Genomic DNA, 26,035 nt, shown 5'->3' with positions numbered 1-26,035 from the left:
CGGCCATGGCGCGGGAGCGATCCCGAACGGTAGAGATCTCCGGCAGCTGACGGGTTACTTCATGGACAGACATGTGCCTCATCCAAGCCGATCCCACTGACAGAACCCACACCGCCCACGTGACATCGTGGATTCCACAGAAACGCACCTTCGGCTGGCTCATGAACCACCGCCGCCTGGCCCGAGACCACGAAGCCCTCCCCCGCCCGTTCCGAAGCCATGGTCCACGTGGCGATGATCAACCTCATGACCCGCTGACTCACCAGCGAAGCCACCCCCACCTGGCATGGAACCTGACCTCAGAACTCGGTTCTGGCACAGATCTTGGGGAGCGGCCGCGGAAGGTGACAGGTTCGTTCGATTGCAGGGAGGGCCACGACCCTGGAGACCGTCAGCGTTCACGCATTCTGGTCCACCACCAGCGCGTCATCGCCCACTCACTGTAGTTGGGCTCCGGCAAGGTGCGGCGCTCGAATTCCTCATCGATACGCGCGATCAATCGGCCCAAGTCCCGTTTGGCTCCGGGCGGCAGGTGCAGCATCGCCCACTCCAGGTCATCACGGGCATCTCCCACCCCCGGCGAATCAAACGCGGAGGCGTCCAGGTAGCGTCCGGGCTGCTTAAGCGCCCACTCGAAACGCCAGATTGCCTTGGCGACCGCGTTGGGCCACATCTCCTGGTCCTCGACCCGGCGGATCGCAGCACGAGTCCGCGCGGAGACACCAGGGACCCTCAGGACCGGATACTGCCATCGTGGCCGCCACCGCTCTGCACGGACGGCCTTGGGACGCCTACGCGGCATCGCCCTTTCGGATCAACATGAGGTCATCCTGCCACGGCTGGGTACCTGCATGCACTGGCTATATGCCCGCCGCGGCAGGGGTTCCTGCTGTCCGGTTCTCGCGCGGCTCTTGGGGAACATCGCGAAGTGTTACTGGAGAAGGATCATCTTGCGGAGCAGCTCGAAGCCGGCGCGACCGTAGAGCTGCCGCTTGATCTTCTTGATGCGGTTGACGGCGCCCTCGATGCTGCCGGAGCTCCAGTCGAGAGTGAGCCCTGCTGTCACGGCGTCGAGGTCTCGGAGCAGGTGGAGTGCGAAGCCGGTGAGGCCCGGTAGCTGGCTGGCGTCGACTGCGTCGATCCAGGTGGGGAGTGTGGAGCCGAGGCGGTCGGTGAGGATCTCGCCGAAGTCGCGGACGTGTCCGGCGGCCTTGTCCAGTTCGGGGTAGCGGGCCAGGACCTCCTTCAGGCCGGCCCGGTCCTCCTCGTTCAGGGTCGAAGGGTGTCGGGTGAGCCAGCCGGTCACCTGCCGCACCGTCGGCGGTCGCGGCGGCGCGCCGGCCGGAGCCCCGCGGAGGGTGGTGATGCGGGAGCGGTCCATCTGGTAGGTGACGGGCGCGTTGTCGGCAACGAGTTCACTGTGGAGGTGGGTGACGCTGGTGCATCCCGCGGCGAAGCGTCGCTCCAGGTAGGGCTTGTAGGGGTCCAGTCTGCTGGGCCGGGGGCGGTGTCGCGGATGGTGTCCTGCCAGCGTGCGGCGTTCGCGTGCCGGAGGACGGTGTTGAGGCCCCAGCCCAAGTGTCGGGCGATCGCCCGGCGTGAGTGGCCTTGGGCCAGGAGCTCGTGAACCTGGGCATGTGCCGCCTTGTTTCTCTCGGCACGTCGGCCGACGGGCTCCGAGTCGTCCTGCGGTCGACCGGAAGCAAGTCCGGTGGCCTCCGGCAGCATGCTGCTGGGCGATGGGTTGCGCAGGCAGTCGCGGTGGGCGGCGACGCAGGTCTCCACGGCCCGGCCGAGGCCCTGCCACAGAGGGAACCGGTCAGCGACCTGCAGAGCGTCAGGGGTACCGCGCCGTGCGCCTTCGGCGGAGGCGCCCCCCCGGTCCGGCAGATGATCTCCACGCCGGGGTGACGGACCAGCCACGCAGCCAGCGGCCCGGCCTCACGTGTCGGGAGCACATCGACCACGCGGTGGTCTTCGACGCTGGTCAAGACGGTGGAGTAGGTCTGGCCACGACGGATCGCGAAATCGTCCACGCCCACACGCGGCGTGCTGAACGCGGGATCGGGCAATGCCATGACCCTGCGCAACAAGGTCATCCTTCCCGCGCCGAAGCCCAGCTGGGCTGCCAGCCGGGCGCCGGCCCGACCGGCGAGCGCGAGCCCTCGCGCTCCAGGGCATGGTTGAGCCGGGTGGTGAACCGTGCGTACGGGGCAGCCAGCCGCGAGAACCGCTCAGCAAACGTCCGACGCGGACAGTCCGCCGCCCCACAGATGAAACGCCGGACCACCAACCGGATCACGAAGCCCTGCTCAGCGAGCGGAAGATCCTTCAATCTGCGGCGATATCGGTCGTGCACCGGGTCCGAGAAGCGGCCACAGTCCGGACACTCCGCCCCGGCACCCCGGCACCCCGGCACCCCGGCACCCCGGCACCCCGGCCCCGCGCCACCACCTCGACCGTACCGAACAAGGCGGTCACCGCCTCGACGTCCAAGTCGTCGATCCCGTCGAACACGAGCGAGTCCCAGAACGATGCAGTGGTCTGCATGACCAGCACGATCACCGCCACCGGCCGACCACGGCAGATACCACAAAGGAGGTGATGGAGCGTCACTTCCGGCTGCCGGGCAGCCAGGCGTACGCGGTCTCACGCGACCCAGCCCCTCGCAATCGAACACCAAGGTGACGTTCCGCGACCGCTCCCCAAGATCTGTGCCAGAACCCAGAAGTCAGGGACGAAACGCCCGGTCAGCGGGGCTCGCTCGGCAGGTCGGCCCGGCTCGCGAGTGCCCGGGCGGGCTGTGCCCGCTCCGGCTGCGTCGGCTCCGGCTGCGTCCGCTCGTAGGCGTGGCCCACCCGCAGCAGGGTCCGCTCGTCGAGGGGGTGTCCGAGCAGTTGGAGGCCGATGGGCAGGCCCGCCGTGTCGTGGCCGACCGGGACGGACAGGGCGGGCACCCCGGTGATGTTCGCCGGGGCGGAGAGGCGGACGTAGGCGTCGGAGACGCCCTCGATCGTGCCGTCGGGCCAGGTGACGGTGGCCTGGCCGACCCGGGCCGCGGTCATCGGGACGGTCGGGGCGGCGATCACGTCGACCTCCTCCAGGACGCGGGCCCACTCGCCGCGCATCAGGGTCCGGGCGCGTTGGGCGCGCAGGTAGTCGCCGGCGCCGAGCAGCTCGCCGGCCTCCAGCAGGACCCGCACGTCCGCCCCGTACAGCTCGGGGGCGGTGCGCAGGGTGCGCGCGTGGTAGGCGGTGGCCTCCGGCACCATCAGGCCCCACTGGGTGGCCTGGAGGTAGCGGGTCAGCGGGATGTCGACCTCGACGGGCCGGGCGCCGAGCTCCGCCAGGTGGCCGACGGCCCGGTGGACGGCATCCGCCACCTCCGGGTCGACGTGGTCGAAGTAGTGGTTGGTCGGCACGCCGACGCGCAGGCCCGTCAGGTCCGCGGCCCGGTCGAGGTCCCGCTGTGGCCGGTGGTCGACGGCGGGGGTGTCCAGCGAGGCGGGGTCGCGCGGGTCGTGCCCGGCGAGGGCGGTCAGGACGAGGGCGGCGTCCTCGACGGTGCGGGTGATCGGCCCGACGTGGTCGAGGGACCAGGACAGCGAGGTGACGCCGTGCCGGGGCACCAGGCCGTACGTCGGCTTGAGGCCGACCACGCCGTTGAGCGCGGCGGGCACCCGGATCGAGCCGCCGGTGTCGGTGCCGAGCGCGAAGGTCGCCGCCCCGGCCGCCACCGCGACGGCGGACCCGCCGCTGGAGCCGCCGGCGACCCGGGAGGCGTCCCAGGCGTTGCCGGTCTGCGGGGTGGTCAGGCCGTAGGCGAACTCGTGGGTGTGGGTCTTGCCGACCAGGACGGCGCCGGCGGCCCGCAGTCGGGCGGTGACCGTACTGTCGGCGCTCGCGCGGTGGTCGGCCCGGACCCGGGAGCTGGCCGTGGTCGGCAGGCCGGCGACGTCGATCAGGTCCTTGAGGCCGACCGGGACGCCGTGCAGCGGCCCCCGGTACCGGCCCCGGGCGATCTCCCGCTCGGCCTCGCGGGCCGCGGCGCGGGCCTGCTCCCCGGTGACCGTGACATAGGCCCCGACCTGCGGCTCCACCCGCTCGATGCGGTCGAGGACGGAGTCGACCAGTTCGACGGGGGACAGTCGCCGCTCCCGGATCTGCTCGGCGGCCTCGGCGAGGGTCAGCTCATGCGGCTGCATCGTTCTTCTCCTTCTCCTTCTTCTCCTGCTCCGGCTCCTGCTCCGGCTCCTGGTGGCCCGCGTGCTCCTGCGTCGCGCGGTAGGCGCTGCCGGGCGGGGTGTCCCCGAAGTCCAGTTCGCGCAGGACGGCGACGACGGAGCGGATGTGCTCGGCGGTGGCCGCGACCTCGGCGTGGCGGTCGTCGGGCAGCGGGAGTCCGGCCAGGGTGGCCCAGCGGGCGGCCTCGGGCGGGGTGAGGGCGGGCGAGGACATTGGAGGATCCCTCTTCCGGTCGGGCGGGAACGGCGGAGCGCCCCGCCGAGAAGCTAAAAGCTAACGGCTTGCGTTAGTGCGACTGTAGGTTCTATCGTCACTTAACGCAAACACATTGCTTTTACGGGAGGGAGTCCCATGTCCGGCCTTCTGTCAGGCCCCCTGACCGGCCGTCCGACCGGCCGTCTGACCGGCCCGGTGGCGCGCGCCTCCGCCCACCGGAGGAACCGCGCGGCGACCTTCGCCCTCGACGCGTCCGTCCTGGCGGCCCTGCTGGCCGCCTCCAGCGCCCCGACCCCGCTCTACCCCCTCTACCAGGACCGCTGGGGCCTCTCCGCGCTCGCCGTCACAGTCGTGTTCGCCGCGTACTCCCTGGCCCTGCTGTCGGCCCTGCTCACCACCGGTGCGCTCTCCGACCACCTGGGACGGCGCCCCGTACTGGCCGGCGCACTCCTCGCGGAGGCCGCCTCGATGCTGCTCCTGGCCTCGGCGGACGGCGCCGGCACCCTGACCGCGGCCCGCCTCCTGCAAGGAGCGGCGACCGGCGTGGCCACCAGCGCCGCCGGCGCGGCCCTCCTCGACCTGGCCGACCCCCGGCACCCCGGACGCTCCGCCCTGACCAACACCATCGCCCCGGTCGCCGGCATGGCGGCGGGCGTCCTCGGCTCCACCCTCCTCGTCCGCTTCGCCCCGGCCCCCACCACCACCGTCTACCTGCTGCTGGCGGCGCTGTTCGCGGCCCAGGCGATCGCCGTCGCCTTCACCGCCGAGACGGCCCGCCGCCACCCGGGCGCGCTGCGGTCGCTGCGCCCGCGACTCGCCCTCCCGCCCGCGGCGCGCCGCACCCTGCTGACCACCGGCACCGCCGTCGTCGCCGTCTGGGCCCTGGGCGGCTTCTACTCCTCCCTCGGTCCGGGCCTGGTGCGCCTGGCCGCCCCCGAGGCCCCGCAGGCGGCCCGCGGCATGGTCTTCTTCACCCTCAGCGCCACCGCGACCCTCACCGTGTGGGCCCTGCGCCGCGCCGACCCCCGCACCGCCGTCACCCTCGGCTGCCTCGCCGTCCTGCCGGCCGCGCCCCTCGCCCTGGCCGGACTGCACGGCGCCGGAGCCCCCGCCGTCCACGGCGGCGCGGCCCTGGCCGGCGCGGCCTTCGGCGCCGTCTCCCAGGGGACCCTGCGCCTGCTCCTCGCCCCGCTCGCCGAACGGGACCGCGCCGCGACCCTCGCCGCGTACTACGTGCTCAGCTACCTCTCCATGAGCCTGCCCGCCATCGCCGCGGGCGCCGCCACCCGGCAGTACGGGCTCGGGACCACCTCCCACGCCTACGCCGCCGTCGCCGCCCTGCTCGCCGTGGCCGCCCTCGCGGCCCTCGCCGGGTCACGGCGCCGGGCGGCCGCGGCCCACCCCGACCGCTGACGAACACCCACCGACGTACAGCCCACCGAACCGCAAAGGAAACGACCGACCGTGCAGACCCCCTCCGCCACCCCCGCCACCGCCACCCCCGCCACCGCCCCCTCCTGGACCGTCGGCGACCTCACCGTCCACCGCATCGACGAAGTCCCGCTGCCGTCGGCGACCGGGCCTTGGCTGCTGCCCGACGCCACCCCCGAGGTGGTGGCCGGCCACGACTGGCTGCGCCCCGACTTCGCCGGCCAGGACGGCGTCCTCCACCTCGACAGCCACAGCTTCGCGTTCGTCGTGGACGGGCTGCGGGTGCTGGTCGACACCGGCATCGGCAACGGCAAGCAGCGCGCCAACCCGGCCTGGCACGACCTGCGCACCGACTACCTGGAGCGCCTCACCGCGGCCGGGTTCGCGCCGGAGACCGTCGACCTGGTGGTCCTCACCCACCTGCACGCCGACCACGTCGGCTGGAACACCCGGTGGGAGGACGGCGCGTGGGTGCCGACCTTCCCCGCCGCCCGCTACCTCACCGCCCGTGCCGAACGGGAGTTCTGGGCCGGGTACGACATGGACGAGGCCCGTGCGCAGATGTTCCGCGACTCGGTCCTCCCGGTCGAGCGGGCCGGACAGCTCGACCTGGTCGACGTCCCGGCCGAGGGCGTGCAGATCGTCCCGGGCCTGCGGCTGATCCCCACCCCCGGCCACACCCCCGGGCACATCGCCGTCGAACTGGCCGACCGCGGCGAGACCGCGCTGATCACCGGCGACTGCGTGCACCACCCGGTGCAGCTCGCCCACCCCGCGATCGGCGCCTGCGTCGACATCGAGCCCGAGCGCTCCGAGGCCACCCGCCGCGCCCTGCTCGCCTCCTTGGCCGGCACCGACGCCCTGCTGCTGGGCACCCACTTCGCCCCGCCCACCGCCGGCCGGGTCGTCGCCCACGGCGACGCCTACCGGCTGCAGCCCGTCCCGGCGGCCTGACCGGCGGCCCGCTCGGCTCCCGCGCCGTGCCGCACCCGCTCGGCAGTCAGATGACTTAACAGGCCCCCGGGCCCGGAGGTCAGGCTGAATCGGCAGGGTTTCGGCGAAAGGGCGGTCAGGTGGGTTCGCAGGTGACGACCGCGTCGGTTCCGGAGGACGCGACGGCGACGCTCTGGAGTGCGGAGCTGTCACGGACACTGGTGCCGGTCGAGGTGGTCCCGCTCGCCGGGCGGCCGCTCGCGGGCCGGCTCGCGTCGCACCGGCTCGGATACGTCCGGATCTCGACGCTGGAGGCCGACGCGGCGCGGGTCTCCCGGACGGCGGCGCTGATCGCACGGGCCCCGCTGACGGAGCCGCAGGTGGGGGTCGGGGTGCAGGTGTCGGGTCGGGCCGTGCTGGAGCAGGACGGGCGGCGGGCGGCGGTGTCGGCGGGCGGGTTCGTGCTGTACGACACGGCGCGGCCGTACTCGGTCGACTACCCGGAGGGTTTCCGCACCCACCTCTTCCACCTGCCGCGCCGGTTGCTGGGCGTGCCGGAGCACGAGCTGCGGCAGGTGGCGGGTACGGCCGTCACTCCGGCCGAGGGGTACGGTTCCGTGCTGGTGCCCTTCCTCAACGCCCTTGCCGCGTTCGCGCACTCCTATCCGGCCCCGGTCGGTGACCGGCTGCCCGGCAGTGTCGCCGACATGCTGAGCACGCTCGTCGCCCAGCTGGCCGCCGTGCACACGGCCGAGGTGCCCGGCGCTCCGAACGAGCACCTGGTGCGCCGGGTGCGGGAGCACATCGACCGGAACCTGGCCGACACGGAACTGTCGCCCGAGACGATCGCACGGGCCCACCACATCTCCGTGCGGTACCTGCACCGGCTGTTCGAGGGCGAGGGCGTGACGGTGAGCCGGCTCATCCAACGGCGCCGGCTGGACGCGTGCGCCCGGGAGCTCGGCCGCCGGGGTCGCACCGCGCCGACGGTGTCGGCGGTCGCCCAACGGTGGGGCTTCGTCAACCCGGCGCATTTCAGCCGGGCCTTCCGGGCCGCCTACGGCGTCTCACCGCGCGAGTGGCGCGCGCTCCGGACCGCCGACACCGGCTGACGACCTGCCCGGTGCGGCCGGGATCCGTGCACGGACAGGCCACTACGGCCGCCGCTGCGGTCGTACGGTCGGGCGGCGTGCGCGTGGCGCGGGGAGGCGCGGCCGGCACCTCGCCCGGCGGCCACCAGGTGCCCGGCACGCGACCCCGTGCCCGTCCGATCACGCCAGGAGCGACGAGTTGTCCGACACCACCCCCGCGCACCTCCGACGACCGGTGCTCGACCGGGCGCTCCAGGAGTTCCTGGACACCTCCGCCGGACAGGCGGCGACGGAGCTCCCGGACCTCTCCCGCCTGGCCCCGGGCGAGGCCCCGGACGAGGCGCGGGACGTCGGCGCGCCGCCCGGCGGGAAGGCAGCCGGCGGGGAGGCGACGGGCGGGGATCCGGACGATCCGTACGGCACCACCACGGAACGGCTCGCCCTGCCCTGCGGACCCACCGGGCGGGTGCACGTCCAGGTGACCAGACCCGTCGGTGCCCCCGAGCCGAGCCCCGTCGTGCTGTTCCTGCCCGGCCTCGGCTGGTCGCTCGGCGACGCCGCCGCCTACGCCCGGCTGGTCCGGGAGTTCGCGCTGGGGACTGACGCCGCCGTGGTGTACGTGGACTACGCCCGGGCCCCCGGGGCCCGCTACCCGGTGGCCGTCGAGCAGTGCTACGCCGTCGCCCGCTGGATCCACGCGCACGGCCGTGAGGTCGGCCTGTCGGAAGACCGGATCGCCGCCGTCGGCGACTCCGCGGGGGGCAACCTGGTGGCGGCGCTGACGCTGCTCGCCCGGCAGCGCGGGGACGTCCGGCTGGTGCACCAGGTACTGCTGTGCCCGGTGACCGCCGCGGACTTCGACACCCCGTCCTACCGCCGGTTCGCGACGGGGTACTTCCTGCACCGCGACCACATGCGCCGGTTCTGGGACGACTACCTGCCCGAGGTGGACCGACGGCGGGAGGTCACGGCCGCGCCGCTGCGGGCCACCCCGGAGCAGCTCGCCGGGCTCCCCCCGGCGCTCGTGGTCACCGCCGAGGCCGACGTGCTGCGGGACGAGGGCGAGGCCTACGCGGCCAGGCTCCGTTCGGCGGGCGTTCCGGTGGTGGCGACGCGCTACCAGGGGGCCGTGCACGGCTTCCTCCTCCTCGACGGGCGCCATCCCACCGGCACCGCCAGGGCCGCGCTGATCCAGGCCGTCGACACCGTGCACGTGGCGTTGCACCGCCGTCCCTGAGGCCGGTGCTCCTGGTGTGGCCGGTGTTCCTGTGAGGCCGGGGTGACCGCCGGGGCGGTGATGCGCGGAGAGTCAACAGCGGATACGCGCAGAGCGCACCACGCCGTGGTGCGGCGGCTAACGTCGGCGTCCGCCGCCGGGCTGCCCGGACCAACCCCGCCGCGAGTTCGGCCGCGAGGCGGGGACCGCACTGTCGGCTCCGACGGCCGATCGATCCGGGAGGAACCCCGTGCCCACCGAACTCTCCACCACGTCCCTGTCCGCCGCCGACCGCGCGGAGTGCTGGCACGAGGCGGTGTCCCGTGCCTTCGTGCCGATGGCGGTGAACCTGCTGGAGGAGGAGCCGTCCCCCGGAACGATCGTCAGCCGCCAGCTCGGCCCGGTGCGGATCTCCCGCGTCCAGGCGGGGCCGCAGGTGGTGTCGCGCGGCAAGCACCTGATCGCCAAGGACGACCGGCGGTCCCTCATCGTCAGCCTCCAGGAGCGGGGCAGCGCGATCAAGGAGCAGGACGGCCGGGAGGCGCTGATCAGGCCGGGCGAGTTCTCCCTCACCGATTCGTCCCACCTGTTCCGCAAGAAGCTCGACGGCGGATTCGCCTTCACCTCCTTCCAGTTCCCCCGCGCCGACCTGGACGTGCCGGAGCGGGACCTGCGGGCACTGACCGCGACGGCCTTCACCGGCAGCGAGGGCATCGCCGCGCTGGTGGCGACCTATCTCGCCCAAATGGCTCGCGAGGCAGGCGGGTTGGAGGAAGCCGCCGGCCGCCGGGCGGCGGCCACCGCGCTCGACCTGGTGGCCCAGCTCGTCGACGAGCGGCTCGAACGCGCCCGGGCGCGGACTCCGCGCAACGCGGCCTCATTGGAGCGCGTCAAGGCCCACATCGTGCGGAACCTCTACGACCCGGACCTGTCACCGGCCGGGATCGCGGCGGCGAACTTCATGTCGGTCCGCTTCCTCCACAAACTGTTCCAGCCCGAGGGGGTCACGGTCGGCGGGTGGATCCGGACCCAGCGGCTGGAGCGCTGCCGCCGGGACCTGCTGCGCCCGATGGCCGGGGAGCTGGGTGTGGCGGGCGTCGCGAGGCGCTGGGGCTTCGCCAACTCCAGCCATTTCAGCCGCGCCTTCCGCGCCGCGTACGGCATGACGCCCCGCGACTGGCAGCTCGGCGGCGGCGGGCCGGCCGACCAGCGCCCCGCCGCGGGCGTCTGAGGGGACGGCACCGGCCACGACCTCGGCCCCGGAGCGGCGAGGGGTGCGCGGACCGGCAGGAGGGCGTGCGCGCTCAGGACAGGCGCCCCGCTTACGTGTTCCTAGCCTGATGACCACCAGCAGCGCGCAACCGAGAGGGCCCAGGAACAGGGGCCCGGGAACAAGGACTCAGGAATGACGAATCACGACACCCCGACCGTCGTGCTGGTGCACGGCGCCTTCGCCGACGCCTCCAGCTTCGCCCGGGTCGTCCCCGAACTACTCGCCGACGGACTGGAGGTGGTGGCACCGGCCGTGCCCAACCGCAGCCTGCTCGGCGACGCCGCCTACATCGCGTCGGTGGTCCGGGGCATCCCCGGCCCCGTTGTGCTGGTCGGACACTCCTACGGGGCGCCGTGATCACCGTCGCCGGCGCCGAGGAGAACGTCAAGGCACTGGTGTACCTGGCCGGTTACGCCCTGGAGGAGGGGGAGAGCCTGGGCGAGCTGCAGGGCCGTTTCCCCGACTCCGAGCTCGCCTCGGCGCTGGTGTACACGCCCTTCCCGCTGGAGGGTGCGGACGGCGGGGGCACCGACGTCTCGGTCGAGGTCGACCGCTTCCCGGCGATCTTCGCCGCCGACGTCGACCCGGCACTCGCCCGGGTCCTCGCGGTCTCGCAACGCCCGCTCGCCGCCGCGGCCTTCGGCGAGGCCGCGCCGGTCGCCGCGTGGCGGAGCAAGCCGTCCTGGGGGCTCGTCTCCTCCGCCGACCGGACCATCAACCCCGAGGTCGAGCGGTTCGGCTACCGGCGGGCCGGGATGACCACCGTCGAGGTCGGCTCCTCGCACCTGGTCATGCTCGCCCACCCCGAGCCGGTCGCCGACCTGATCCGCACCGCCGTCCGCACCGTCACCCACTGACCGGGAGAACCACCGTGACCAGCCAGCCGCGCCTCCACCAGCACACCCCCGAGATCCAGGCCTTCGGCACCGTCACCCAGCTGCCGATCGCGCTCTCCCACGACGCCCGGCTCTACTCGTGCCAGCGGCTCAACCGCGTCCTCGCCGACACCCAGTTCCTGTACGCGCTGTACAAGAAGCACCACTGGGGCATGCGCGGCCCGACCTTCTACCAGCTGCACCTGCTTCTCGACAAGCACGCCCAGGAGCAGCTGGCCCTGGTCGACGAGCTGGCCGAGCGGGTGCAGAGCCTGGGCGGCGTCGCGGTGGGCGACCCCCGCCACGCCGCCGAGATCACCGGCGTACCGCGCCCGCCGGACGGCGTCGAGGACGCACCGGCGATGCTCTCGCGGCTCCTCGACGCCCACGAGGCCATCCTCGCGGAGGCCCGCGACGCGGCCACCCGCACCGCGCGGCTCGGCGACGACGGCACCCAGGACCTCCTGGTCTCGCAGGTCATCCGCACCGGCGAGGCCCAGGTCTGGTTCCTCGCCGAGCACCTCGTCGTCACCCCCGGGCCCGCGGCGTGAGCAGCGGGCGGGGCCCGTTCCCCAGGACGGGCCCCGCCCACGCCTGACCGTCCGGCCCCGCTCAGCCGCGGTAGGCCTCCAGCAGGCGTAGCCAGACCTCGCTGATGGTCGGGTAGGCGGGGACGGCGTGCCAGAGCCGACCTATCGGCACCTCCCCGGCGACGGCGACGGTCGCCGAGTGGAGCAGTTCCGCGACCCCGGACCCGACGAAGGTCGCCCCCACCACGGTCTCGCGGTCCAGGTCGACCACGACCCTGGCCTGCCCGCGGTACCCGTCGGCGTACAGCGCGGCCCCCGCGACGTCGCCGATCCGGTAGTCGACGGCCCGCACGCGCCGGCCGGCCGCGGCTGCTTCGGCGAGGGTGGGCCCGACCGAGGCGACCTCCGGGTCCGTGAAGACCACGTGGGGCACGGCCGCGTGGTCGGCGGTCGCGACGCTGCGCCCCCAGGGCAGCAGGTCGAGCCCACGCCCGGACGCCCGGTCGGCGATCACGGCGCCGAAGACCCGTCCCTGGTACTTGCCCTGATGGGTCAGCAGGGCGCGGTGGTTGACGTCGCCGGCCGCGTAGAGCCAGCCGCCGGTCACGCCCACGGCCAGTCCGGTGTCGTCCACCTCGATCCAGTCCCCGGGCTCCAGTCCGACCGTCTCCAGTCCCAGGTCGTCGGTCGCGGGCCGCCTCCCGGTGGCGAACAGCACCTCGTCGGCCCGCAGTTCACCGTGCTCGCCGAGGTCCAGGACGACCCCGCCGTCCCGGGCCAGGCCGGCCACCGACACCCCGAAGCGCAGCTCGACCCCGGACTCCCGGAGCGCCTCGGCCACCAGCCGGCCGGCGAAGGGTTCCAGTCGGGGGAGGAGGGCCCCGCCCCGGACCAGCAGGGTCACCCGGCTGCCCAGCGCACTCCAGGCCGTGGCCAGTTCCACGGCGACCGCGCCGCCGCCGACGACGGCCAGCCGGCCGGGGGCCTCGGGCGCGCTGGTTCCCTCGCGACTGGTCCACACACCCGTGTGCTCGATGCCCGGCAGGTCGGGCAGGGCGGCACCGGTGCCGGTGCAGACGGCCACGGCGTGACGTGCGGTCAGGGTGCGGCGGCCGGAGCCGGGGAGGTCCACCACCACCCGCCGTTCGCCGTCCAGCCGGCCGTGCCCGCGGACCAGGGTGATCCCGGCGGAGTCCAGCCAGGCCACCTGGCCGTCGTCCCGCCACAGCGAGGCGAAGTCGTCCCGGCGCCGCAGTACCGCGTCGGCGTCCGGCCCGCCGGTGACGGCGGCCCTCGCACCGGGCAGCCGCTGCGCCTCCCGCAGCGCGGCCGGCGGCCGGAGCAGCGCCTTGCTCGGCATGCACGCCCAGTACGAGCACTCGCCGCCCACGAGCTCGCGTTCGACGATCGCCACGCTCAGCCCGCCGGCCCGCGCGCGGTCCGCGAGGTTCTCCCCGGTCGGACCGGCGCCCAGCACCACGAGGTCGAACTCGTCGGTTCCGCTCATCTCTTCGCCCGTTCCCTCACACCATCTGATGGTCATTCGCCGGAAGCCCTGTGGTGAGCAGGTCCGGCTCCTGGACGACGCTAGGCATCCCGACCGCGTCGGCGTGTTCTCTGCGTGCTCGGCACCGTCCCCAGCAGGCACGGAGTGTCCTCGGCGTTCCGTCGTGCCCGGCGGCACCTCGGTTCGCAGTTGTCCGAGGGACGCGCTGTGCGCTGCGAGGCAACCGACGATGCGCTGCGAAGGCATCGGGGGCACCGCGGGCCGCCTAGGTTCGCCGGGAGGCAGCCGCACCCGCCCGCGGATGACCGCGCGCCCCTGCCTCCCCCGCACCCGCCCGTTCCGCGTACCCTCCGGAGACCTCATGGCCCCACCGGCCGCCGTAGACCTGTCCAGGTGGCAGTTCGCCATCACGGCGATCTTCCACATGTCCTTCCCGGCCCTCACGGTCGGCCTCTCCGTGCTGCTCGCCGTCGTGCAGACCGCCTACGTGCGCACCGGCAACCCGCTCTACCAGCAGATCTTCCGCTTCTGGAAGAAGATCTTCGCGGTCGGCTTCGGCCTCGGTGTCGTCGCGGGCACCGTGATGACCTTCGAGTTCGGCCTCAACTGGGGCGTCTTCGCCCATGCCGTCGGACCGGTCATCGGGGTCACCATCGGCATGGAGGTCATCACGGCCTTCTTCCTGGAGGCCGGTTTCATCGGCGTCATGCTCTACGGCGAAGGCCGGGTCCGCCCCCGGACGATGGCCTTCGCCTCCTGGATGGTGGCCTTCGGCACCCTGCTGTCCACCACCTGGATCATGTCCGCCAACAGCTGGATGCAGGATCCGGTCGGGTACACCGAGACGGCCGGCCAGTTCCGTCCGAGCGACTGGACCGAGATCCTGCTCAACCCGGCCTTCACCTACCGCTTCCCGCACATGCTGCTGGCCGTGCTGATCAGCGCGAGCTGGTTCGTCGGCGGCATCTCCGCCTGGTACCTGGTCAAGCAGCGCCGGGCGGCCCTGCCGTTCGCGCGCCGCTGCCTGTCCATCGCCCTCGGCGTGCTCGCCGTCCTGATGCCGGTGCAGCTGTACATCGGCGACGCCACCGCCATCTTCATGGCGCAGCACCAGCCCGCGAAACTCCAGGCTTTCGAGGGGAACTGGCGCACCGACAACAACGGGTACAACCTGGTCGTCGTCCCCGACACCGACCGGGGCACCAACGACCTGCGCGTCACCGTCCCCCACTTGGGCGCGGTGATCGGCCACGACCTCACCGGGGAGGCCCCGGTGCCCGGTCTGCTGGAGACCCCGCCCGACCAGCGGCCCAACATGTGGAGCGCCTTCTACGGCTTCCGCGCCATGTACTTCACCGCCCTGGCCATGTTCGCCACCGCCCTCGCGGGACTGGTGCTGCGCCTGCGCAGGCGGCTGTTCGACTCCCGCCGCTTCCTGCGCTGGATGGTCTGGATGACACCGGCCGGCGTCATCGCCATCACCGGCGGGTGGATCACCGCCGAGACCGGGCGGCAGCCCTGGGTGGTCTACGGCAAGCTGCGCACGGCCGACGCGCTGTCGCACCTGACCACCGCGCAGGCCGCCACCACCCTGGCCGCCTTCGTGCTCCTCTACGCGGCCCTGCTGGCCGTCTGGATCCGCTACATCGTCCGCACGGTCAAGGCCGGCCCGGACCTGCCCGCGGACTCCGCCGCGGTGACCGCCCCCGGAACGGAGACCCCCGTTGCTTGAGTACGCCACCTACGCGCTCGTCCTGCTCTCGCTCGGCATGTACGTCGTCCTGGGCGGCTACGACCTGGGCGTCGGCATGCTCAGCCTGTTCGCCAAGGGGAAGGACCGGCGCGAGTACGGCGAGCTGATCGCCACCGCCTGGGACGCCAACGAGAGCTGGCTCGTGCTGGCCGGCGTCGCCCTGTGGGCCGGGCTGCCCGGGGTGTACGCGACCGTGCTGCCCGGGGTCTACCTGCCGCTGATCGGCATGCTCCTGGCGATCATCCTGCGCGGCATGGGCCTGGAGTTCCAGAGCGCCGCCGCCGGCTACCGGCGCGGCTGGGCCCTCCTCTTCGGCGCCTCCTCCCTCGCCGCGACCCTCTGCCAGGGCCTGGTGCTCGGTGGTGTGCTGACCGGACTGGAGCAACGGGACGGGTCGTTCAGCGGCGGCGCCTTCGACTGGCTGACCTCCTACGGCGTGCTGTGCGCACTCGGCCTGGTGGCGCTCTACCTGGTGGCCGGCGCCGCCTGGCTGCAGGACAAGACCGAGGGCGCCGCCCGCGAGCAGGCGGGGCGGGCCGGGCGCCCGCTGCTGGCGGCCACCGCCGTGGCCGCGCTGGTCCTCGGGTTCGGCCTGGAGGCCGCCGATCCGCAGGAGTTCCGGTTCGACGAGCCGCTGCGCGCGGCGCTGTTCTGGACCGCCGTCGCCGGGGCGGCGGCCGCGGGCGCGGTGGCCTGGCACGGCTTCGGACGGCGGCCGGACTGGCGGCCCTTCGCGGGTGTGGTCACGGCCCAGGCCTGCGGCCTGCTCGCGCTGGCGGCCGCGACCGCCCCGGTGGTCGTCCCGCCCGGACTGACGCTCCACCAGGCGTCCAGCCCGGCCGACTCGCAGGCCTTCCTGGTGGTCGGCGTGGGGCTCTGCATGCCGGTGGTGCTCGCGTACAACGCGTACGCCTGGTGGGCCTTCCGCGGCAAGTTCACGCAGACCCCGGAGGAGCCCCTCGCCCCGCTGCGGGCGCGGACGGGAGGGGGCCGCCCGGTCCGGCCCGAGCCGGGCGGCTTCGTGGTCGTCCTCCGGCGCGTACTGCTCACCGTGCTGGGCGTCGGGCTGGCGGCCGTGTCCCAGGACGTCTTCGGCGGGGTCGCCGACTGGATCGACCCCGTCGGCATCGCCCTGCTCTCGACGGCGGCCCTGGTCGCCTGGCTGTGGGGCGACCGGCGGGACCAGCGGGACGGGGTCTTCGACCTCGACCCCGTCGACCCGGCGGCTCCGGCCGGTCCGGGTGACCCGGACGCGACCCGGGCCGGCGCATGAGCGCCTCGGCCGCCCTGCTGGCCGGGCTCGGTGACGAGCGCGCGGGGAGCCGGGACGACGAGGTGTCGGCCCGCCTGCACGCCTGGTCCGGGCCCGGACGCGGGGAGTTGCGCCGGGCCGGACTGCTGCGCGGGCTGGCCCCGCTGGGCACCGTGCTCTGGGCGGCGGGCCTGGCCTGGGCCGCCCAGCGCGGGCTCACCGGCCGGCCCGGCGGGGGCGTCATGGCGGAGGTCCTGGTCGGTGCCGGGCTGGTGCCGGCCGGCCTCGCGCTCCGGTCCGTGCTGCTGTCCGCCGCCGACGCGGCCGCCGCCCGCGGCGCCCGCCGGGTGCGTACGGCCCTGCGCGAGCGGCTGCTCGCCGCGGCCCTGCCCGCGCACGGGCCCGCCCGCGCCGGTGTCGACGACGCCGCCCTCGCCGAGTCCCTGACCGGCGAGGTCGCCCGGCTCACCGAGTGGCTCACCGAATACGTCCCGGCCCGGACCACGATGCTCCTGGGCAGCGGCCTGACCCTCGCCGCCATCGCGGTCCGCAGCTGGTTCGTGGCCCTGATCCTGGTCGCCGCCACCCCGTTGCTGCCCGCCAACCTGAAGGTCATCGGCCTGGGCACGCAGGTCGCCGTGCACGCGCAGCTCACGGCGGTGCGCCGCCACGGCGCACGCCTGCTCGACCAGCTGCGCGGCCTGCCCACCCTGATCGGACTGGGCGCCCGGGACACCGCCGCGAGCACGCTGCGCGAGGACGACGAGGAGCTGGCGCGCCGCACCCAGGCGGTGCTACGGGTCGCCTTCCTCTCCACCGCCTGGATCGAACTGCTGATCACCGGCACCCTCGCCGTGGTCGCGACCTACTGCGGCCTGGCACTCCTCGACTACCTCCAACTGCCTCTGGTACCAAGCAGGATGGACCTGGACACCGCGCTCTTCGTGCTGGTCCTCACCCCCGCCTACTTCGCCCCCGCGCGCGCCCTGGCGTACGGCTACCACGCCCGCGCCGAGGCCCGGGCCGCAGCCGAGCTGATCGACGGGGTCCTCGCCGGCGGCGCTGCGGATCCGGACCCGCCCGTGCCGGCCCGCCGCACCGGCGGCGCCATCGGCGTACGGCTGGACCGTGCGACGGTCCGTCACCCCGACCGTGAAGACCCGGCACTGGACGACGTGACCCTCCACCTCGCCCCCGGCACCCTCCTCGCCGTCACCGGCCCCAGCGGCGCGGGCAAGTCGACCCTGCTCGCCGTCGCCGCAGGCCTGGCCGAGCCCACCGCCGGAACCGTCGCCCACGCGTGGGAGGGCACGCTCCACCCGCCCTCACCCGCGTCCGTCGCCTGGGTCGGCCAGCCCGCGCACCTGCTGCCCGGCACCGTCCGGGACAACCTGCTGCTCGCCCGCCCCGGGGTCACCGACGCGGAACTCGCCGACGCCTTCCGCGCGCTCGGCTTCGGCGACGTGCTCGACGACCTGCCGGGCGGACTCGACACTCCGCTCGGCGAGCGCGGCAGCGGGCTCTCCTCCGGCCAGTCCCAGCAGCTCTCGCTGGTACGGGCCCTGCTCCGGGACGCCCCGCTGCTCTGCCTCGACGAGCCCACCGCCCACCTCGACCCGGTGGCGGAGGCCCGCGTGCTGACGGCCCTGCGCACGCTGACCCGCGGCCGGACCGTACTGCTCGCCACCCACAGCCCCGCGCTGCTCCCCCTCGCGGACCGCACGATCCGCCTCGACCGGGGGAGGGCCCGATGAACGCCTGGACCCTGCTGCGCCGTGCGGTTCCCCGCCGCGACCTGGCCGTCGGCATCGCGCTGGCCGCGGCGGCCGAGGTGAGCGCGGCGGCGCTGCTGGGCCTGTCCGGCTGGTTCCTGACGACCTGTGCGCTGGTGACGCTGCTGGCCGACACCACCTGGTCGTGGATGTACCCGTCGGGAGGTGTCCGTGCCCTGGCCCTGCTGCGCACCTCGCTGCGCTACCTGGAACGGCTGGTCAGCCACCGGGTCGTCCTCGCCACGACCGTGACGCTGCGCGGCCGCCTGGTCCGGGGCGCGGGCGACCTGAGCGCGCGCGAACTCCGGGCCCGACGCGACGGGGCACTGCTGGCCCGCCTGACCACCGATGCGGAGACGGTGGCCGGGCTGCCCGCCCAGGTCGTCGCGCCACTCGCCGGCTGCGCCGTCACCGCGGTACTGGTGGAGGCGCTGCTGCTGGGGGCGAGCCCGCTGCTCGGCGCGGCCGAGCTCGCGGTGTTCGCGGGCGGCACCTGGTGGGCGGTCCGCACCGGCCGCCGGGCCCGACGCCACCTCGCGAGCGCCGCCGACGCCCGCACCGGCGCCCGGACGGACCTGATCGCCGCCAGGGCCGCCTTCAACGAACTGCGCTGCCTGGACGCGGTGCCGCAGACCCGAGGCGTCGTCGCGACGGCGCTGGAGCGCGAGGAGGCGGCCACCGCCGCCGCGGCGGCCGAGCAGCGGACGGGCCGGCTGGGCCTGCGGCTGCTGGCCGCCCTCGGCCAGGGCCTCGCCCTGCTGCTCGCACTGCGGGCGGGCGGCTGGTCGCAGCCGGTGGCCGACGTCGTCGGCGAGGTGCTGCTGCTCACGGCGGTGTGGGACCTGCTGGACCGCTTTCCGCAGCTGCTCCAGGACCTGGCCGCCGCCCAGGACGCGGCCGCGCGCCTCGGCCCGCTCGCCGCGACCCCCGCCGACCGGCGACAGCCCACGCCCACGGGGGGCGCTCCGGTGCTCACCGTGGCAGGCCTCCCCACTGCCGACGGCGGACGGCCGCTCTCGTTCGCCGTCGAAGCCCCCCGCCTGGTCGTCGTCACCGGTCCCAACGGCAGCGGGAAGTCCACCCTCCTCGGGCAGTTGGCCGGACGGCTGCCGACCGCCTCCGGCCGGGTGCGGCTGGGCGGCGCCCCCGTCGCGGACCTGCCTGCCGAGGCCGTCGCCGATGTGCTCACCCTGGTCGAGGCCGACGACTGGCTCGCCGACACGACCGTCTCGGCCAACCTGTGCCTGGCCGCGCCCCACGCCGACCGAGGGCAACTGCGCGCCGCCCTGGCAGCGGTCGGCCTCGACGGCCTGCGCCTGGACACCCCGGTCGGCCCCGGCGGCCGCGCCCTGTCCCAAGGACAGCGGCGCCGCCTCACCGTCGCCCGCGCGATCCTGCGGCGTCCGCGCATCCTGCTGCTCGACGAACCCACCGCCGGACTCGATCGCCCGACCGCCCGGGCCCTGCTGCGCGAGCTGCGCCGCGCGCTGCCCGACTCGGCCCTGGTCCTCGCCGTGCAGGACCAGGACCTCGCCCTGCTCCCGTGGCGACCGGACACCACCGTCCCGCTGACCGGTGCGAGGGCTCCTCAGCCGGCCTGAGGAACCGACGGAATCCCGCGCGGACCCGGGGGCGTTCCGGATCGGGACGGGGGAACAGGTCGGCCGGGTTCTCAGTCGACGTGCAGGGTGAGCTGGGCGGTGTGCAGCTGCCCGGCCGCCTGGAACTGGAGGAAGACCCGCCAGTTGCCCGGCTCGGGGAGCAGGGCGTGGAACGTCAGCGTCGGCCCGCCGTGATCACCGTCGACCGCGTCGGCCGGGTGGAGGTGGGCCAGTGCCTGGTCGCCCTCGTGGAAGGCGCTGAGGTGGGCGTAGGCGTCCAGGTACGGCTGGAGGTCGGTCAGCGGTCGGCCGTCCCGGCTCACGGTCGCCGTCAACTGGGTGTGCGCCGGACATCGGTCGGGCGTGCAGGGAGACGGTGTAGCCGTCGACCGTGGTGGTGTCGCTCGGGGTGGGCAGGGGCACCGGGACGGCAGGGCCGGGCACCGTGACGGTGCGGCTGAGGACGAGCTCGGCGGCGTGGGCGCCGGTGTTCGGGATGAAGTCGGCGTACAGCCGCCAGCTGCCCGGGGTGAGGGCCGCCAGGTCGGCGGTCCAGGTGCCGTCCTCGGCCATCTCCGGGTGCAGGTGCTGGAAGCCGGTGAGGTCGCTGCGGATCGCGTAGAAGTGCAGCTTCTCGGTCTGGTGGACGGCGAAGTCGGTGACCGGGGCACCGCCCGGGCCGGTGACGGTGAACCGGAAGGCCGTCGGTCGCCCGGCGGGCACGCCGCAGGTCGCGGCGGAGAGCCGGTAGCCGTCCTGCTCGGCGGCGAGACCGCGGGCAGGCCCCGGGGAGGTGGCCGCCGCCGCAACCGGCGGGGGAGCGGGGGTGGCGGCCGGGGCCGACGGGGCGGGCGAGGCCGCGGCCATCCCGAGCAGGAGCAGCACGGGCACGCAGGAGGCGAGCAGCCAGCCTCGGGAGAACGGACGAGCAGGCGGAGCGGTCATGGGCAGGCCCTTCCGGTTGCGGGCGCGTCGGAACGGACGCCGTCCGAGGCCGAAGGGATTCGGCCCCGCTGCACAGGAGAACGCTGCCGCCGCGCGCGATAACCGAAAGTCGGCGTCCGCCGTACCGCCCCGCGGCCACCGGGTGACCCCCGTCCTCGCCCGACGAGAGCCCGGGCCGACGCGAACCGGGGAGCCGAGGGGTGCGGCGTCCGTTTGTGGGCGGAGCGCCGGTGGGGCCTCGCTCGTTCATGGCTCTGACCAGGGAGGATTCGGTTGCGGGGGCCTGACAGGTTGTAGCATCGGGTGCTCGCCGGACGGGTCGGGCGGACCTGAGGGGGAGTGCGTGACGGACGGTGGGCAGGGCCGGGCCCTGGTCGGGCGGCAGCGGGAGACGGAGGTGCTCACCGCGGCGCTGGTGCAGGCGGTCGACGGCCGGAGCGGTTCCACGGTGCTGCTGCGGGGCGAGGCCGGGGTCGGCAAGAGCACGCTGCTCGGCTGGGTCGAGCGGGCGGCGCGCGAGCGCGGGTTCACCGTGCTGCGGGCGGTCGGCACGGAGGCGGAGACGGACCTCGCCTTCGGCGCGCTCCACCAGGTGTTCTGGCCGCTGCTGCGGCGGTCCGGCGCCCTGTCGGCGCACCAGCGCGAGGCGCTGGAGAGCGCGTTGGGCGTGCGGTCCGGCACGCCGACCGGATTCGCCGTCGGTGCCGCCGCGCTCACGCTGCTCGACGAGGCGGTGCGGACGGCCCCGGTGCTGCTCGTCCTGGACGACCTGCACTGGATCGACTCGTCGAGCGCGACGGTCTTCGCCTTCCTGCACCGGCGCAGCGCCGACCTGCCGCTGGTGATCGTCGGGGCCGGGCGGCCGGACGGCCCGGCCGACCGGACCTGGTCGGCCGAGACCTGGTCGGCCGAGGCCCTCGACCTGCGGGCGCTGCCTCCCGTCGACGCCGCGCTGCTGCTGGGCGCCCACCACCCCGACCTCGCGGCGACCACCCGGGAGCGGGTCCTCGCCGAGGCGGCCGGCAACGCGCTGGCGCTGGTGGAGCTGCCGCGCCAGCTGGCGTCCGCACAGCAGCGGGGACTCGCGCCGCTGCCGGAGCCGCTGCCGCTGGGGCGGAAGCTGGAGCGGCTGTTCACGGACCGGCTGGAGACGATGACGCCGGAGGTCGGACGCCTGCTGCTGCTGGGCGCGCTGGCCACCGGACCGGAGTTCGGCGGGGCCGCGTGGCTGCGCGCGGTCGCGGACGACGGCGCGCGGGAGACCCTGGCACGGATCGAGGCGGACGGTCTGGCCCGGCTCGACGAGGCCGGGCAACTGGCCTTCCGGCACCCCCTGGTGCGCGCGGCGGTGGTCTCGGCGGCCTCGGACGCCGAGCGCCGGGCGGCCCACCGCACCCTCGCCGCGGTGCTCGCGCCCGACGACCCCCGGCGGCTGAGCCACGAGGCCTCGGCCGCCTGGCTCCCGGACGAGGACCTGGCACGCCGCCTGGAACGGGCCGGGCGCGAGCTGGCCGGGCGCGGGGGCGACGCGGAGGGCGCGCTCCTGCTCGAACGCGGCGCCGGCCTCAGCCCCGGCTCCTGCGACCGCGCCCGCCGGCTCACCTGGGCCGCGGTGATGGCGGCCCGCGGTGGTCAACTGCGGCACGCCGCGGCCCTGGTGGAGGAGCTGCGGACCAGTACGGTGCCCCCGGACGTCGCCCCGCTGTTCGGGTACGCGGTGGTCTACGCCGACCAGAGCCACCACGTCGACTTCGAGTCCTCCGCCACGCTGCTGCCCGCGGCCCTCGACGCGTTGACCGAGCCGGGCGCCGACACCTTCGGCGGCCTCACGGAGCAGGTCTTCTTCAAGCTGCTGCTGGCCGCCGGCTACACCGACGACCCCCGGATCTGGCGCGCCCTGGAACGGCACCGGGACGGCGTCCCGGAGGTGGGGCGGCTCTGCCTGCGGGCCTGGACCGACCCGGGGCCGGACGCGGCCGCCGCCCTGCGGCGGGCGGCCGAGGCGATGACGGAGGAACAGGAGGCCGGTGCCGCCTGGCTCGTGCTGTGGACGGCGTCGGCGCTCGACTGCCCCGAGAGCGACCTCTGGCAGCGCGTCGCCGGGCTGCACGGCTACGCCACCCAGGGCTCGGTGGCGAAGGCCAAGGCCCACCAGGACTATCTGCTCGGGCACTGGGACCAGGCCGCCGTCAGCCTGCGCGAGGCCGAGATCGCGGACGAACTGGGCTACCACACCAATGCGTTGATGTTCCGCCAGTACCATGCCCACTTCCTGGCCGGGCGCGGCGACGAGGCCGGGCTGAGGGCGGTCGACGAGGTCGTCCGGCCCGTCGCCACCCGGGCCCGGCTGCGGTACGTCCTCGACCGGCTGACCCACCTGCGCGGGCTGGCCGCGCTCGCCCACCGGCGCTACGAGGAGGCGTACGGGCACTTCTGCGGGCTCACCCCGCCCGGACTGCTGCCCGCGGGCCCGCCCTGGTACCACGCGCTGGTCCTCGACCTGGTGACGGCGGCCGTGCACACCGGCCGGCGGGACGAGGCCCGGGCCCACCTGGCGGCGGCGCGCGCGGCCCGCTCCGCGGAGATCTCCGACCGGCACGCCTTCCTGTTCGCGGCCGCGGTCGCGCTGGCCGCCGAGGACGACGAGGCCGAGGAGGCCTACCGGACCGCGTACGCCGTGCCGGGGGCGGAGCGTTGGGCGTTCGAGCTCGCCCGGCTGCGGCTCGCCCACGGTTCGTGGCTCCGGCGGCGCCACCGGGCCGGGGCCCGGGGGGTGCTGCGGGTGGCGCAGCACGTGTTCCGGCGCCTCCGGGCCGACCCGTGGACGCGGTACTGCGAGGAGGAGCTCCGGGCCGCGGGAGACCAGGTGGCGCTGCCGCCGGGCGGCCCGGCCGCGGAGCCCGGCGGCCTCACCGGCCAGGAGCTGCGGATCGCCCGGCTGGCCGCGACCGGCCTGACCAACCGGGAGATCGGGCAGCAGCTCCAGCTGTCGCCCCGCACGGTGGGAGCGCACCTCTACAAGATCTTCCCGAAGCTCGGCATCACCTCGCGGGCCGCGCTCGCGCACGCCCTCGGCAGCGGCTGAGCTCCCGAGTCGCCCGCCGCCCGCCGCAGGACGGCGGACGCCGCGGAACCGGCCCACTCCGTTCTGGGGTGGGCCGGTTCCGGGGAGGCGGGTCACCGGGCGGTGTGGACCTCCGCGAGGTAGCCGCCCGGGAACCGCACCATCGCGCTGTCCCGGCCGCCCGCCGTGACCGGTCCCCACAGCACCGAGGCGCCGGCCGCCTTCGCCCGGTCCAGGGTGGCGCCGAGGTCGGCGACGCCGTAGCCGGTCAGCTCGCGGCCGAACGGGTGCGGCAGGTGGCCGTCCGTCACGGTGACCGTGGTGGTGCCGAAGCCCGAGGTGAGGCGCAGCAGCCGGTACGTCGTCCCGGGCAGTCCGATCGCGGCGCCGTCGGCCCGTCGGTCGTCGGAGGTGATCCGGCCGCCGGTGAAGGCCAGGTAGCTGCGCAGGAAGGAGCCGACCGCGTCGGGGGACAGGTAGAGCCGGTTCTCCGGCACGCTCGCCAGGTCCGGGTAGGACGGCGGGGTGGTGTGCACGTAGAGCTGGGCGCTGATGCCGCCGGGGAACTGGACGACGGCGTCCCGGCCGATCGGGTCGGCGAACGGGGCGACCGTCACCGACGCCCCCTCCGACCGTGCGGCGGCGACGGCCCGGTCGAGGTCGGTGACCAGCCAGCCGGTGCGCTCGGTGCCGAACGGGTACGGGACGGGCGTGGTGTAGTCGAACACCGAGAGCGTGCCGACGGGGGAGAGCACCAGCTCCGAGAGCGTACGGCTGGGGGTCGGCGTCACCTGGGTGGCGTTGGGGCCGATCGTGGTGCCGCCGAAGGTGGCGACCCAACTGGCCACGAAGGCCTGCTCGGTGCCCGGTTCGACGTAGACGTGGGTGGAGTCGTACTGCGGGCCGACGGCGAACTGCCGGTGCGTGCCGGGTGCGCGAGCCGTGTCGCCGTAGGCCGCCGAGGCGGTGGGAACGGCGGTCAGCGCGGCGATCGCCGCCGCCAGTGGGACCAGCCGGCGGGCGAAGCCCTTCATCATGGGGAGGATCCTTCCGGTCGGGGTGTGTCGGGGCGTGTCGGGGTCAGGCCGTCGGCGGTGCCCAGTGGGCGTCCGGGGCGGAGACCCGGTGGGCGGTCAGCGCGGTGGCCAGCAGCAGCAGGGCGGCCAGGGCGAGGGCCGTGGCGGGCCGCCCGTGCAGGACCAGGGCCGCGCCGGCGAGTCCGCCGAGCAGCATCGCGAGGGCGGAGAGGATCCGCCGCCCCGGGCGCGGGGCCGTGCCCCCGGCCGGGGCCGAGTCGGCGGCGAGGCCGGTCAGGGTGAGGGTCAGCACGGTGGTGGTCAGGTCGGGCACGCCCAGGCGCCTGGCCACGGCGTTCTGCAGGCCCATGCCGAGGCCGAGCAGGACGATCAGCGCGTAGTTCTTTTCGTCGCCCGCGCCGCCGTCGGCCAGGGCTGCGGTGACGGCGGCGGCGGCCGTCAGCACCGTCTGGACTCCGGCGGCCCGGGCCAGCAGCCGCCCGCGGTGGCCCGCCAGGCGGCTGCCGAGCCGCCCGCCGGCGAGCGCGCCGGTCAGGAAGGCGGCCAGCGAGACCAGCGAGGCGGGGGCGGACAGCCCCGGGGCGCCCGCGAGCGAGAACCCCAGGAAGACCACGTTGCCGGTCATGTTCGCCACGAAGACGTGCCCGAGGCCGAGGTAGCTGACGGCGTCGACCACGCCGGTGGCCATGGTCAGCAGCAGCATCAGCGGGGGCAGCGGCCCGTGCCGGTCCGTGCGGGGCGGGGCGAGCGTCCGGCGGACGTCAGCCAGCAGTTCGCGCACCGGCCGCCACCCCCTCCGCCGTCGGCGGGCGGTGCAGGACGGCCCGGGTGAGCAGCCCGCTGGCCGGGCCGAGCGCGGCGCACGCGAGCGACAGCCACAGCGGCCAGCCGGTGAGGCCGACCGCGTGGTCGGCGGACCACCGGCCCGGCCCGGTGAGGGCGAGCGACCCGGCGGTGACGACCAGCACCAGCGGGTACTCGTAGCCGTCGTCCTGCACCCACAGTCCGTGCGGCCGCTTGACGGTGATCGCCACCGTCATCACGCCCATGGCGACCATGGCCGCCAGCGGGGTGAGCGCGCCCAGGGCCAGGAACAGGCCCGAACCGATCTGCCCGGCGCCCGCGGCGAGCGCGGTCAGCCGCCCGCCGGCGAAGCCGTCGTGCCGGAACTCCTCAGTCCCGCCCGCCAGGCCGTTGCCGCCCAGGCGGTGGCTCACCTTCTGTACCCCGTGGCCGGCGATGAGCAGGCCCACCACCACGCGGAGGATCAGCAGTCCGGTATCCGTCATGTCCT

The 26,035-nt window shown here is 74.8% G+C and carries 22 protein-coding genes and 2 pseudogenes; 13 read left to right on the top strand and 11 right to left on the bottom strand.

The genetic code is table 11. From position 1 onward, the window contains the following. Window positions 1–143: 143 nt before the first annotated feature. Window positions 144–258: pseudogene (locus ACFXPX_RS18355) on the top strand (IS5/IS1182 family transposase); the annotation flags it as partial. 133 nt (window positions 259–391) lie between these two features. Here the strand turns inward: ACFXPX_RS18355 and ACFXPX_RS18350 are convergent. The 6 genes from ACFXPX_RS18350 to ACFXPX_RS18325 form a co-directional block, all read right to left on the bottom strand. Then, window positions 392–673, bottom strand: a complete 282-nt coding sequence (locus tag ACFXPX_RS18350; protein ID WP_375884166.1) for a hypothetical protein — start codon at window positions 671–673, stop codon at window positions 392–394. Between the two features lie 258 nt (window positions 674–931). Beyond that, the gene (locus ACFXPX_RS18345) at window positions 932–1,306 is read right to left on the bottom strand and encodes a transposase (RefSeq protein WP_380642203.1); all 375 of its coding nucleotides are present in this window, start codon (window positions 1,304–1,306) and stop codon (window positions 932–934) included. A gap of 789 nt (window positions 1,307–2,095) precedes the next feature. Next, window positions 2,096–2,359 carry a hypothetical protein gene (locus ACFXPX_RS18340; RefSeq protein ID WP_380642201.1) on the bottom strand — a complete coding sequence of 88 codons (264 nt, stop codon included), beginning with the start codon at window positions 2,357–2,359 and terminating at the stop codon, window positions 2,096–2,098. Further along, window positions 2,332–2,571: a hypothetical protein gene (locus ACFXPX_RS18335; RefSeq protein WP_380642199.1), complete on the bottom strand. Its 240-nt coding sequence runs from the start codon at window positions 2,569–2,571 to the stop codon at window positions 2,332–2,334. The genes ACFXPX_RS18340 and ACFXPX_RS18335 overlap by 28 nt, the downstream gene beginning before the upstream one ends. 179 nt (window positions 2,572–2,750) lie before the next feature. Continuing rightward, window positions 2,751–4,205, bottom strand: a complete 1,455-nt coding sequence (locus ACFXPX_RS18330; protein ID WP_380642197.1) for an amidase — start codon at window positions 4,203–4,205, stop codon at window positions 2,751–2,753. Further along, window positions 4,192–4,458, bottom strand: coding sequence for a hypothetical protein (locus ACFXPX_RS18325; protein WP_380521790.1), 267 nt, complete (start codon window positions 4,456–4,458; stop codon window positions 4,192–4,194). The genes ACFXPX_RS18330 and ACFXPX_RS18325 overlap by 14 nt, the downstream gene beginning before the upstream one ends. Before the next feature lie 138 nt (window positions 4,459–4,596). On the opposite strand from ACFXPX_RS18325, the gene ACFXPX_RS18320 reads away from it, so the two are divergent. The 7 genes and pseudogenes from ACFXPX_RS18320 to ACFXPX_RS18290 all read left to right on the top strand — a co-directional run bounded on the left by ACFXPX_RS18320 (window position 4,597) and on the right by ACFXPX_RS18290 (window position 11,831). Beyond that, window positions 4,597–5,874: an MFS transporter gene (locus tag ACFXPX_RS18320; protein WP_380642195.1), complete on the top strand. Its 1,278-nt coding sequence runs from the start codon at window positions 4,597–4,599 to the stop codon at window positions 5,872–5,874. Between the two features lie 51 nt (window positions 5,875–5,925). Then, a complete protein-coding gene (locus ACFXPX_RS18315) occupies window positions 5,926–6,846 on the top strand; it encodes an MBL fold metallo-hydrolase (RefSeq protein WP_380642193.1) in 921 nt (306 codons plus the stop codon). A 131-nt stretch (window positions 6,847–6,977) separates the two neighbouring features. Next, window positions 6,978–7,937 (top strand): helix-turn-helix domain-containing protein, encoded by a 960-nt coding sequence (locus ACFXPX_RS18310; RefSeq protein ID WP_380521795.1) that lies wholly within the window; start codon window positions 6,978–6,980, stop codon window positions 7,935–7,937. A gap of 178 nt (window positions 7,938–8,115) precedes the next feature. Beyond that, window positions 8,116–9,153, top strand: a complete 1,038-nt coding sequence (locus tag ACFXPX_RS18305) for an alpha/beta hydrolase (protein WP_380521796.1) — start codon at window positions 8,116–8,118, stop codon at window positions 9,151–9,153. A gap of 229 nt (window positions 9,154–9,382) precedes the next feature. Then, window positions 9,383–10,363 carry a helix-turn-helix domain-containing protein gene (locus tag ACFXPX_RS18300; RefSeq protein WP_380521798.1) on the top strand — a complete coding sequence of 327 codons (981 nt, stop codon included), beginning with the start codon at window positions 9,383–9,385 and terminating at the stop codon, window positions 10,361–10,363. A 174-nt stretch (window positions 10,364–10,537) separates the two neighbouring features. Further along, window positions 10,538–11,262, top strand: a pseudogene (locus ACFXPX_RS18295) (alpha/beta fold hydrolase). Window positions 11,263–11,276: 14 nt separating this feature from the next. Further along, the gene (locus tag ACFXPX_RS18290) at window positions 11,277–11,831 is read left to right on the top strand and encodes a Dps family protein (protein WP_380521801.1); all 555 of its coding nucleotides are present in this window, start codon (window positions 11,277–11,279) and stop codon (window positions 11,829–11,831) included. 61 nt (window positions 11,832–11,892) lie between these two features. Here ACFXPX_RS18290 and ACFXPX_RS18285 read toward each other — a convergent pair whose 3' ends face one another. Next, the gene (locus tag ACFXPX_RS18285; RefSeq protein ID WP_380642191.1) at window positions 11,893–13,317 is read right to left on the bottom strand and encodes a dihydrolipoyl dehydrogenase family protein; all 1,425 of its coding nucleotides are present in this window, start codon (window positions 13,315–13,317) and stop codon (window positions 11,893–11,895) included. A 361-nt stretch (window positions 13,318–13,678) separates the two neighbouring features. Between ACFXPX_RS18285 and ACFXPX_RS18280 the strand changes: the two genes are divergently transcribed. From ACFXPX_RS18280 to ACFXPX_RS18265, 4 genes are read left to right on the top strand one after another with little or no spacing between them, the layout of a single operon-like run. Beyond that, window positions 13,679–15,049, top strand: coding sequence for a cytochrome ubiquinol oxidase subunit I (locus tag ACFXPX_RS18280; RefSeq protein ID WP_380642189.1), 1,371 nt, complete (start codon window positions 13,679–13,681; stop codon window positions 15,047–15,049). Next, window positions 15,042–16,343, top strand: a complete 1,302-nt coding sequence (locus tag ACFXPX_RS18275; protein ID WP_380642187.1) for a cytochrome d ubiquinol oxidase subunit II — start codon at window positions 15,042–15,044, stop codon at window positions 16,341–16,343. The genes ACFXPX_RS18280 and ACFXPX_RS18275 overlap by 8 nt, the downstream gene beginning before the upstream one ends. Next, the gene (locus tag ACFXPX_RS18270; RefSeq protein WP_380642185.1) at window positions 16,340–18,076 is read left to right on the top strand and encodes an ABC transporter ATP-binding protein/permease; all 1,737 of its coding nucleotides are present in this window, start codon (window positions 16,340–16,342) and stop codon (window positions 18,074–18,076) included. Before ACFXPX_RS18275 ends, ACFXPX_RS18270 begins: the two co-directional genes overlap by 4 nt. Next, window positions 18,073–19,695, top strand: a complete 1,623-nt coding sequence (locus ACFXPX_RS18265; protein ID WP_380521810.1) for an ATP-binding cassette domain-containing protein — start codon at window positions 18,073–18,075, stop codon at window positions 19,693–19,695. Before ACFXPX_RS18270 ends, ACFXPX_RS18265 begins: the two co-directional genes overlap by 4 nt. 195 nt (window positions 19,696–19,890) lie before the next feature. Here ACFXPX_RS18265 and ACFXPX_RS18260 read toward each other — a convergent pair whose 3' ends face one another. Further along, window positions 19,891–20,640 carry a hypothetical protein gene (locus ACFXPX_RS18260; RefSeq protein WP_380642183.1) on the bottom strand — a complete coding sequence of 250 codons (750 nt, stop codon included), beginning with the start codon at window positions 20,638–20,640 and terminating at the stop codon, window positions 19,891–19,893. Between the two features lie 343 nt (window positions 20,641–20,983). Between ACFXPX_RS18260 and ACFXPX_RS18255 the strand changes: the two genes are divergently transcribed. Beyond that, window positions 20,984–23,725: a BREX system ATP-binding domain-containing protein gene (locus tag ACFXPX_RS18255; protein WP_380642181.1), complete on the top strand. Its 2,742-nt coding sequence runs from the start codon at window positions 20,984–20,986 to the stop codon at window positions 23,723–23,725. Between the two features lie 92 nt (window positions 23,726–23,817). Here ACFXPX_RS18255 and ACFXPX_RS18250 read toward each other — a convergent pair whose 3' ends face one another. Genes ACFXPX_RS18250 through ACFXPX_RS18240 form a run of 3 tightly spaced genes read right to left on the bottom strand, consistent with a single transcriptional unit; the run spans window position 23,818 to window position 26,030 of the window. Beyond that, window positions 23,818–24,741: a VOC family protein gene (locus ACFXPX_RS18250; RefSeq protein WP_380523291.1), complete on the bottom strand. Its 924-nt coding sequence runs from the start codon at window positions 24,739–24,741 to the stop codon at window positions 23,818–23,820. Window positions 24,742–24,784: 43 nt separating this feature from the next. Further along, window positions 24,785–25,522 (bottom strand): YoaK family protein, encoded by a 738-nt coding sequence (locus ACFXPX_RS18245; RefSeq protein WP_380642179.1) that lies wholly within the window; start codon window positions 25,520–25,522, stop codon window positions 24,785–24,787. After that, window positions 25,503–26,030: a DoxX family protein gene (locus tag ACFXPX_RS18240; protein ID WP_380642177.1), complete on the bottom strand. Its 528-nt coding sequence runs from the start codon at window positions 26,028–26,030 to the stop codon at window positions 25,503–25,505. Before ACFXPX_RS18240 ends, ACFXPX_RS18245 begins: the two co-directional genes overlap by 20 nt. Window positions 26,031–26,035 lie beyond the last annotated feature (5 nt).

This window comes from Kitasatospora sp. NPDC059146 (genome assembly GCF_042786665.1).
Taxonomy (GTDB): Bacteria; Actinomycetota; Actinomycetes; order Streptomycetales; family Streptomycetaceae; genus Kitasatospora.
The sequence above is the reverse complement of the archived record's forward strand: the minus strand, read 5'-3'. Positions and strand labels throughout refer to the sequence as shown.

Excerpts from the sequence above, each read along its gene's own strand:
- ACFXPX_RS18350 (WP_375884166.1), bottom strand. The coding sequence starts at position 673 with ATGTGGCCCAACGCGGTCGCCAAGGCAATCTGGCGTTTCGAGTGGGCG.
- ACFXPX_RS18330 (WP_380642197.1), bottom strand. The coding sequence starts at position 4,205 with ATGCAGCCGCATGAGCTGACCCTCGCCGAGGCCGCCGAGCAGATCCGG.
- ACFXPX_RS18325 (WP_380521790.1), bottom strand. The coding sequence starts at position 4,458 with ATGTCCTCGCCCGCCCTCACCCCGCCCGAGGCCGCCCGCTGGGCCACC.
- ACFXPX_RS18320 (WP_380642195.1), top strand. The coding sequence starts at position 4,597 with ATGTCCGGCCTTCTGTCAGGCCCCCTGACCGGCCGTCCGACCGGCCGT.
- ACFXPX_RS18285 (WP_380642191.1), bottom strand. The coding sequence starts at position 13,317 with ATGAGCGGAACCGACGAGTTCGACCTCGTGGTGCTGGGCGCCGGTCCG.
- ACFXPX_RS18280 (WP_380642189.1), top strand. The coding sequence starts at position 13,679 with ATGGCCCCACCGGCCGCCGTAGACCTGTCCAGGTGGCAGTTCGCCATC.
- ACFXPX_RS18270 (WP_380642185.1), top strand. The coding sequence starts at position 16,340 with ATGAGCGCCTCGGCCGCCCTGCTGGCCGGGCTCGGTGACGAGCGCGCG.
- ACFXPX_RS18265 (WP_380521810.1), top strand. The coding sequence starts at position 18,073 with ATGAACGCCTGGACCCTGCTGCGCCGTGCGGTTCCCCGCCGCGACCTG.
- ACFXPX_RS18260 (WP_380642183.1), bottom strand. The coding sequence starts at position 20,640 with ATGACCGCTCCGCCTGCTCGTCCGTTCTCCCGAGGCTGGCTGCTCGCC.
- ACFXPX_RS18250 (WP_380523291.1), bottom strand. The coding sequence starts at position 24,741 with ATGATGAAGGGCTTCGCCCGCCGGCTGGTCCCACTGGCGGCGGCGATC.
- ACFXPX_RS18240 (WP_380642177.1), bottom strand. The coding sequence starts at position 26,030 with ATGACGGATACCGGACTGCTGATCCTCCGCGTGGTGGTGGGCCTGCTC.